Source organism: Actinotalea sp. (genome assembly GCF_035443605.1).
Taxonomy (GTDB): domain Bacteria; phylum Actinomycetota; class Actinomycetes; order Actinomycetales; family Cellulomonadaceae; genus Actinotalea.
In genome coordinates this window covers 1-7,082 of the sequence record NZ_DAORSQ010000118.1, presented here as the reverse complement: position 1 = coordinate 7,082, position 7,082 = coordinate 1, and the positions used below count along the sequence as shown (strand labels likewise).

8 protein-coding genes are annotated in these 7,082 nt (G+C 70.1%); 5 read left to right on the top strand and 3 right to left on the bottom strand.

Annotated elements, in window-relative coordinates; translation table 11 throughout:
* Positions 1-355, bottom strand: a 355-nt coding sequence (locus tag PKY62_RS11385; RefSeq protein WP_324537045.1) for a hypothetical protein, incomplete at its 3' end; no start/stop codon positions are given.
* 222 nt (positions 356-577) lie between these two features.
* On the opposite strand from PKY62_RS11385, the gene ctaE reads away from it, so the two are divergent.
* The 5 genes from ctaE to PKY62_RS11360 all read left to right on the top strand — a co-directional run bounded on the left by ctaE (position 578) and on the right by PKY62_RS11360 (position 5,523).
* Positions 578-1,213: an aa3-type cytochrome oxidase subunit III gene (gene ctaE / locus PKY62_RS11380; protein ID WP_324537043.1), complete on the top strand. Its 636-nt coding sequence runs from the start codon at positions 578-580 to the stop codon at positions 1,211-1,213.
* A 46-nt stretch (positions 1,214-1,259) separates the two neighbouring features.
* On the top strand, positions 1,260-2,039 hold the full coding sequence (gene qcrC / locus PKY62_RS11375; RefSeq protein WP_324537042.1) for a cytochrome bc1 complex diheme cytochrome c subunit: 780 nt from the start codon (positions 1,260-1,262) through the stop codon (positions 2,037-2,039).
* Positions 2,036-3,067: a cytochrome bc1 complex Rieske iron-sulfur subunit gene (gene qcrA, locus PKY62_RS11370; protein WP_324537039.1), complete on the top strand. Its 1,032-nt coding sequence runs from the start codon at positions 2,036-2,038 to the stop codon at positions 3,065-3,067. Before qcrC ends, qcrA begins: the two co-directional genes overlap by 4 nt.
* Positions 3,064-4,782 (top strand): cytochrome bc1 complex cytochrome b subunit, encoded by a 1,719-nt coding sequence (gene qcrB / locus PKY62_RS11365; protein WP_324537037.1) that lies wholly within the window; start codon positions 3,064-3,066, stop codon positions 4,780-4,782. The genes qcrA and qcrB overlap by 4 nt, the downstream gene beginning before the upstream one ends.
* Before the next feature lie 114 nt (positions 4,783-4,896).
* Positions 4,897-5,523 (top strand): superoxide dismutase, encoded by a 627-nt coding sequence (locus PKY62_RS11360; RefSeq protein WP_324537035.1) that lies wholly within the window; start codon positions 4,897-4,899, stop codon positions 5,521-5,523.
* 109 nt (positions 5,524-5,632) lie between these two features.
* On the opposite strand, the gene PKY62_RS11355 is transcribed toward PKY62_RS11360, so the two are convergent.
* Positions 5,633-6,031 (bottom strand): cytochrome c oxidase subunit 4, encoded by a 399-nt coding sequence (locus PKY62_RS11355; protein ID WP_324537033.1) that lies wholly within the window; start codon positions 6,029-6,031, stop codon positions 5,633-5,635.
* Positions 6,031-7,082: cytochrome c oxidase subunit I (locus tag PKY62_RS11350; protein ID WP_324537031.1), on the bottom strand; the 1,052-nt coding region annotated here is incomplete at its 5' end. The genes PKY62_RS11350 and PKY62_RS11355, both read right to left, overlap by 1 nt.

Sequence of the window (7,082 nt, the reverse complement as noted above, 5' to 3'; positions counted from 1 at the left end):
CGGCCTCGGTCCACGAGGCCAGCCAGGCGTCCTGGGGCCGGGCCACGAGCAGCAGCACGGGCGGGCACTGGAAGATCTCGTCCTTGAGCTGGCGGCACAGGCCCATCCCGCCGACCTTGCCCGTCTCGCCGTCCAGCACGAGCAGGTCGAGCCCGCCCGCCTCGACGGCGGCGATCGCGGCCGGCGCCGTCGCCACCTCGAGCCACTCGAGGGGCGGCAGGTCACGCCCGATGCGACCGCCGACGGCCTCACGCACCGCAGCGCGGGTCTCGACGTGGTCGGAGTACAGCAGCACCCGCAGGGCGGCGGAGGACGCCTCGGTGCTCGGGGCGCCCCACTCGTCGCGCTCGTTCATCTCGCCTCGCTCGTCGTCGCCGCGTGCCCGGGCACGCCGGGTCACCTGCCTGCATCTTGGCACGCCGAAGCGCCCCGGCGCGGCAGCCGCCGACCCACGGGCGGGGCGGCGGCGACCGGGCCGCGGCCGTCCGGGTGCCGTCGAACAGGATGTGGCGAGAACGTGATCGACGCGTCTAGGTCTTAGGGCCCATTCGCCGCCAAGATCCGCCATACTGACAGCGTGTCAACCGCAACGGCCGCCGTCTCGCGCCCGCACCTGAGCGTCAACCGCCCGAACCCCGTGTCGGTCGGGACCATCGTCTGGCTCGCCAGCGAGCTGATGTTCTTCGCCGGGCTCTTCGCCATGTACTTCACGATCCGTTCCACGGTGCCGGAGCTGTGGCCCGTGGAGACCGCGAAGCTCAACATCACCTTCGCGGCGATCAACACCACGGTGCTGGTGCTGTCCTCGGTGACCTGCCAGATGGGCGTGTGGGCCGCGGAGCGGTTCCAGCCGCGCCGCACCGGCAGCCTGCTCCAGGTGAACCGCTGGGGCATGGAGGAGTGGATCACCCTGACGTTCGTCATGGGCGCCACGTTCGTCGCCGGGCAGATCTACGAGTACGCGGCCCTGGTGTCCGAGGGCCTGACGATCTCCTCCAGCCCCTACGGCTCGGTGTTCTACCTGACCACCGGCTTCCACGGCCTGCACGTCGTCGGCGGGCTCATCGCCTTCCTCTTCGTCCTCGGCCGGTCCTTCAGCGCCAAGCGCTTCGGCCACCACGAGGCGACGACGACCATCGTCACCTCCTACTACTGGCACTTCGTCGACGTCATCTGGATCGCCCTGTTCGGTGCGATCTACCTGATCCGATGACCGCCCGCCCGACCACCACGGCACGCCCCGAGACGAGGACCGCCCTGTGAAGGCCATCGCCGCCCACCGGCACCACCGGTTCGCCCCCGCGGCGCTGCTGCTGCTGGCGCTGCTCGTCACGGGAGCCGTGTACGCCGCCGTCGTTCCCGGGCCGGCGAGCGCGGCCGTCGCGACGACGACGGACATCGACGCCGGACGCAAGCTCTTCACCGCGAACTGCGCGACGTGCCACGGACCCTCGGCCGAGGGCCGCGACGGTGCCCCGTCGCTCGTCGGCGTCGGTGCCGCCTCGGTGGACTTCCAGGTGAGCACGGGCCGCATGCCGATGGTCCTCAACGGCCCGCAGGCGCCGGCGACGGAGCCGGTGTTCGACGCCGAGCAGATCGCCCAGCTCGCCGCCTACGTCGCCTCGCTGGGCGCCGGTCCCGCGGTGCCCTCGGCCGAGCAGGTCGACCCGGCGCTGGGCGACGCCGCCAACGGCATGGCGCTGTTCCGCACCAACTGCGCCATGTGCCACGGCGCCGTCGGTGCCGGCGGGTCGCTGTCCGAGGGCAAGTACGCCCCGTCGCTCGGCAACAGCACCCCCACCCAGATCTACACGGCCATGCTCACCGGCCCGCAGTCCATGCCCGTCTTCAACGACGCCAACATCAGCCCGGACGAGAAGCGCGACATCATCGCGTTCCTGGACGCGCAGAAGGCCGGCTCCCCCGGCGGCTCCGACCTCGGGTCGGTCGGTCCGATCGCCGAGGGCCTGTGGGTGTGGGTGATCGGGATCGGCGTGCTCATCGGTGCCGCAGTCTGGATCGGAGCGAAGTCCTCATGAGCGACGACACCACCGCGGCGGACCTCGTGCGCACAGCGCACGACGACGCCGCGCTGCCCGAGCGGTTCGAGAACCCGGGCCTGCCCCCGCACCGGCCGCGGATGGCCGACACCGACCCAGCAGCCGACAAGCGCGCCGAGCGCCAGGTGGTCGCGCTCTTCGCGATCTCCGTGCTCGGCACCGTCGGGGCCCTCGTGGCCTACTTCGCGCTGCCGTCCGACGGCACGGTCGAGTCGGTCCGCCAGACCACCCTGCTGCTGGGCCTCGGCCTGTTCCTCGGCATGGCGGGCATCGGCGTGGCCGCGGTGCACTGGGCGAAGACCCTCATGTCCGACCACGAGAAGGTCGAGGACCGCCACCCCCAGCGCAGCGACGACGCGACCCGCGCCGCCGCGATCCAGGTGCTGCGCGACGGCGCTGCCGACTCGGGCATCGCCCGGCGCGGCGTGCTCAAGGGCGCCGTCGTCTCCGCGCTCGCCCTGGCCCCGCTGAGCATCGCCGTCCCCCTCATCGGGGAGGTCGGCGCGGACTGGAACGTCTCGAAGTTCCGGCACACCGTCTGGGAGCGCGGACGCCGCCTGGCCCGCGACCCGTCCGGCACGCCCATCAAGGCCTCCGACGTCACCATCGGCTCGGTGTTCCACGTCATCCCCGAGGGACTTGCCGACGAGGACCACTGGATCGAGGAGAAGGCCAAGGCCGTCGTCCTCATGGTGCGCCTCGACCCGCGTGACCTCACGGAGGCCGAGGACCGCAAGGACTGGTCCTACGAGGGCATCGTCGCCTACTCGAAGATCTGCACCCACGTGGGCTGCCCGGTGGCGCTCTACGAGCAGCAGACGCACCACCTGCTGTGCCCGTGCCACCAGTCGACGTTCGACATCGCCGACGGGGCGAAGGTCGTCTTCGGCCCGGCCAAGCGTGCTCTGCCGCAGCTGCCGATCACGGTCGACGAGGAGGGCTACCTCGTCGCCCAGGACGACTTCAACGAGCCGATCGGACCGAGCTTCTGGGAGCGTCTGAAGTGAACCAGCGAGCAACGGGCGCCCAGCGGGCCGCCGCCGGCACCGCCGACTTCCTCGACCAGCGCACCGGCATCGGGACAGCGGTCAAGGCGATGGCGCGCAAGATCTTCCCGGACCACTGGTCCTTCCTGCTCGGCGAGATCGCGCTCTACTCGTTCCTCGTCCTGCTCATCACCGGTGTGTTCCTCACGCTCTTCTTCGTGCCGAGCATGACCATCGTCACCTACGACGGGCCGTTCGCGCCGATGCAGGGCGTGGAGATGTCCGAGGCCTTCGCCTCGACGCTGCACCTCTCGTTCGAGGTGACCGGCGGCATGCTCATGCGCCAGATCCACCACTGGGCGGCGCTGCTGTTCATGGCCGCGATCATCACGCACATGATGCGCGTGTTCTTCACCGGCGCGTTCCGCAAGCCCCGCGAGATCAACTGGCTCGTCGGCTTCGTGCTCATGATCCTCGGCCTCGCGGCGGGCTTCACCGGCTACTCGCTGCCGGACGACGTGCTCTCGGGCAACGGCCTGCGGATCACCGACGGCGTGGTCAAGGCGGTGCCGATCATCGGCAGCTACATGTCGTACTTCGTCTTCGGCGGGGAGTTCCCCGGGGAGTCGATCATCCCGCGCCTGTTCACCGTGCACATCCTCCTGGTGCCCGCGCTGATCCTGTCCCTCATCGGCCTGCACCTGCTGCTCGTGGTGCTGCACAAGCACTCGCATTACCCCGGGCCGGGGCGCACCGACAAGAACGTCGTGGGCTTCCCCCTCTTCCCCGTGTACGTGGCCAAGGCAGGCGGCTTCTTCTTCATCGTCTTCGGCATGCTCGCGCTCATGGGCGCGACGATGACCATCAACCCGGTGTGGAACTACGGCCCCTACGACCCGTCGCCCGTCTCCGCCGGCTCGCAGCCGGACTGGTACATGCTCTTCCTCGACGGGGCGCTGCGGCTCATGCCCGGGACGCCGGAGTACGTCATCGGCGGCTACACGTTGTCGCTCAACGTGCTCATCCCCGCGATGGTGGTGCCAGGGATCCTCTTCGGCGTCCTGGCGCTGTACCCGTTCATCGAGGCGTTCGCCACGGGCGACAAGCGCGAGCACCACGTGCTCGACCGCCCGCGCAACGCCCCGGTGCGCACGGCCGTCGGCGTCTCGCTGCTCACGGCGTTCATGGTGCTCATCCTGTCGGCGTCGAACGACATCATCGCGACGCACTTCGACCTGTCGATCAACGACATCACGCTCACCCTGCGGGCCATGCTCTTCATCGCCCCGGCGGTCGCGTTCTGGGCGACCAAGCGGATCGCCCTGGGCCTGCAGCGCAAGGACCGCGAGCTGGTGCTGCACGGGCACGAGACGGGCCGGGTGCTGCGGTTCGACAACGGCGAGGTCATCGAGGTGCACCGCCCGCTCGACGAGTTCGAGCGCTGGACCCTCGTGCACCACGAGCCGCGCCGGCCCCTCGAGATCGCCCCGGCCGAGGACGCGCGCGGCGTGCGCCGTCCGGGCTACCGGCTGGACGCCGCCCGCGCGCGGCTCTCGCGGTTCTTCTACGAGGACCGCGTCGAGCCCGTCACTCCCCTCGAGGCGGCCGCGGCCGCGTCGCACGGCGAGCACGACGCACTGCCCGGTGGGCACGATGCACTGCCCGGTGGGCACGATGCGCCGGCCGTCGAGGCGGGCGAGACGGCCCCGACCGAGGCGGACTCGACCACCCGTTGACCGCCCGGTGGCGCGTCCGCCTCGCGCGGACGGCGTTCACCGAGCAGAGTGGAGGGCGGGCGCGCACCCGCGCCCCTCGACGCGTCGCACCCGCGACCTGACCGGAGGTACCCCTTGGCCGACTACACGCTGCCCGATCTCGCCTACGACTACGCGGCTCTCGAGCCGCACATCTCGGGCCGGATCATGGAGCTGCACCACGACAAGCACCACGCCGCCTACGTGACGGGTGCCAACACCGCGCTCGAGCAGCTGGCCGAGGCGAGGGACAAGGGCGCCTACGGCACGGTCAACCTGCTCGAGAAGAACCTCGCCTTCCACCTCGGCGGCCACGTCAACCACACGGCCTTCTGGGCCAACCTCTCCCCCGAGGGTGGCGACAAGCCGACCGGCGAACTCGCCGCGGCGATCGACGAGTTCTTCGGCTCGTTCGACGCGTTCCGCCAGCACTTCGCCGCGACGGCCATCGGCATCCAGGGCTCCGGCTGGGCCATCCTGGCCTGGGACTCGGTGGGCAGCCGCCTGGTGACCTTCCAGCTCTACGACCAGCAGGGCAACATCCCGCTCGGGGTGGTCCCCATCGTGCTGCTCGACATGTGGGAGCACGCCTTCTACCTCGACTACGTCAACGTCAAGGGCGACTACGTCAAGGCCTGGTGGAACATCGTCAACTGGGCCGACGCCCAGGACCGCTTCGCACGGGCCCGCACCCAGACCGCGGGGCTCATCGTCCCGCTGTGACCTCGCGCCGCGTGCGGTGACGCACCGACGCGACGAAGCCCGGCTCTCCCAGGGGAGCCGGGCTTCGTCGTCCTGGGACGCCGCGGGCGGGCGTCGGACGCCCTGGCCGTCAGTGGGCGTGGACGCCGCGGGAGTACTCGAACACCCAGCCGATGAGGCCGATGGTGCCCACCGCCGCACCGATGATGAGCAGCCACCAGCCGATGGCCAGTGCGGCGAACGAGATCGCCGCACCCGCCGCGAGGATGAGCGGCCACCAGCTCCACGGGCTGAACGTGCCCAGGTCGCCGGCGCCGTCCTCGACCTCGGCGAGCGGGTCGTCCTCCGGGCGCGCGTCGATCCGCTTGCCCAGGGCGCCGAGGTAGAAGCCGATCATGCCGACGAGCCCCGCGGTGAGCAGCAGCGCACCGGTGCCCACCGCCTCGCCCTTGCTGAAGTACGCGTAGACCCCCGCGACGAGCAGGAAGAAGGGCGTCATCCAGGCGAACAGCCGGTACTCGACCTTCATCAGTGCGCCCCTCCCTGAGCCAGAACGCGCTCGTCCGGCTCGACGTGGTCCATCGCCGCGACCTCGGGGTGGTGCAGGTCGAAGGCGGGCCGCTCCGAGCGGATCCGCGGCAGCGAGGTGAAGTTGTGCCGGGGCGGCGGGCAGGACGTGGCCCACTCGAGCGATGCGCCGTAGCCCCACGGGTCGTCGACGTCCACGTGCGGCGCGTGGCGCCACGTGATGTAGACGTTCCACAGGAACGGCAGCGTCGAGGCCGCGAGGATGACCGAGCCGACGGTCGAGATCTGGTTGAACAGGGTGAAGCCGTCCTCGGGCATGTAGTCCGCGTACCGGCGCGGCATGCCCTGCACGCCCAGCCAGTGCTGGATGAGGAACGTCATGTGGAAGCCCACGAAGGTCATCCAGAAGTGGACCTTCGAGAGCCTCTCGTCGAGCATCTTGCCCGTGAACTTGGGCCACCAGAACGAGAACCCGGCGAACATCGCGAACACCACGGTGCCGAAGATCACGTAGTGGAAGTGCGCCACGACGAAGTAGGTGTCCGAGACGTGGAAGTCGAGCACCGGGCTGGCCAGGATGACCCCGGTCAGGCCGCCGAAGAGGAACGTCACCAGGAACCCGATGGCCCAGAGCATCGGCGACTCGAAGGTGAGCTTGCCGCGCCACATCGTGCCGATCCAGTTGAAGAACTTCACACCCGTCGGCACGGCGATGAGCATCGTCATGAGCGCGAAGAACGGCAGCAGCACCGATCCGGTGACGTACATGTGGTGGGCCCACACGGTGACCGACAGGGCCGCGATGGCGATCGTGGCGTAGACCAGGCCCTTGTAGCCGAAGATCGGCTTGCGGCTGAACACCGGCAGGATCTCGCTGATGATGCCGAAGAACGGCAGGGCGAGGATGTAGACCTCGGGGTGCCCGAAGAACCAGAACAGGTGCTGCCACAGGATGGCGCCGCCGTTCTCCGGGTTGAAGATCTGCGCGCCGAGCCGGCGGTCGGCGCCGAGCGCGAAGAGCGCCGCGGCCAGCGGCGGGAACGCCATGAGGA

What these genes read in the sequence shown, in the direction of transcription:
- qcrA (WP_324537039.1), top strand. Translation starts at nt 2,036, where the DNA reads ATGAGCGACGACACCACCGCGGCGGACCTCGTGCGCACAGCGCACGAC.
- PKY62_RS11355 (WP_324537033.1), bottom strand. Translation starts at nt 6,031, where the DNA reads ATGAAGGTCGAGTACCGGCTGTTCGCCTGGATGACGCCCTTCTTCCTG.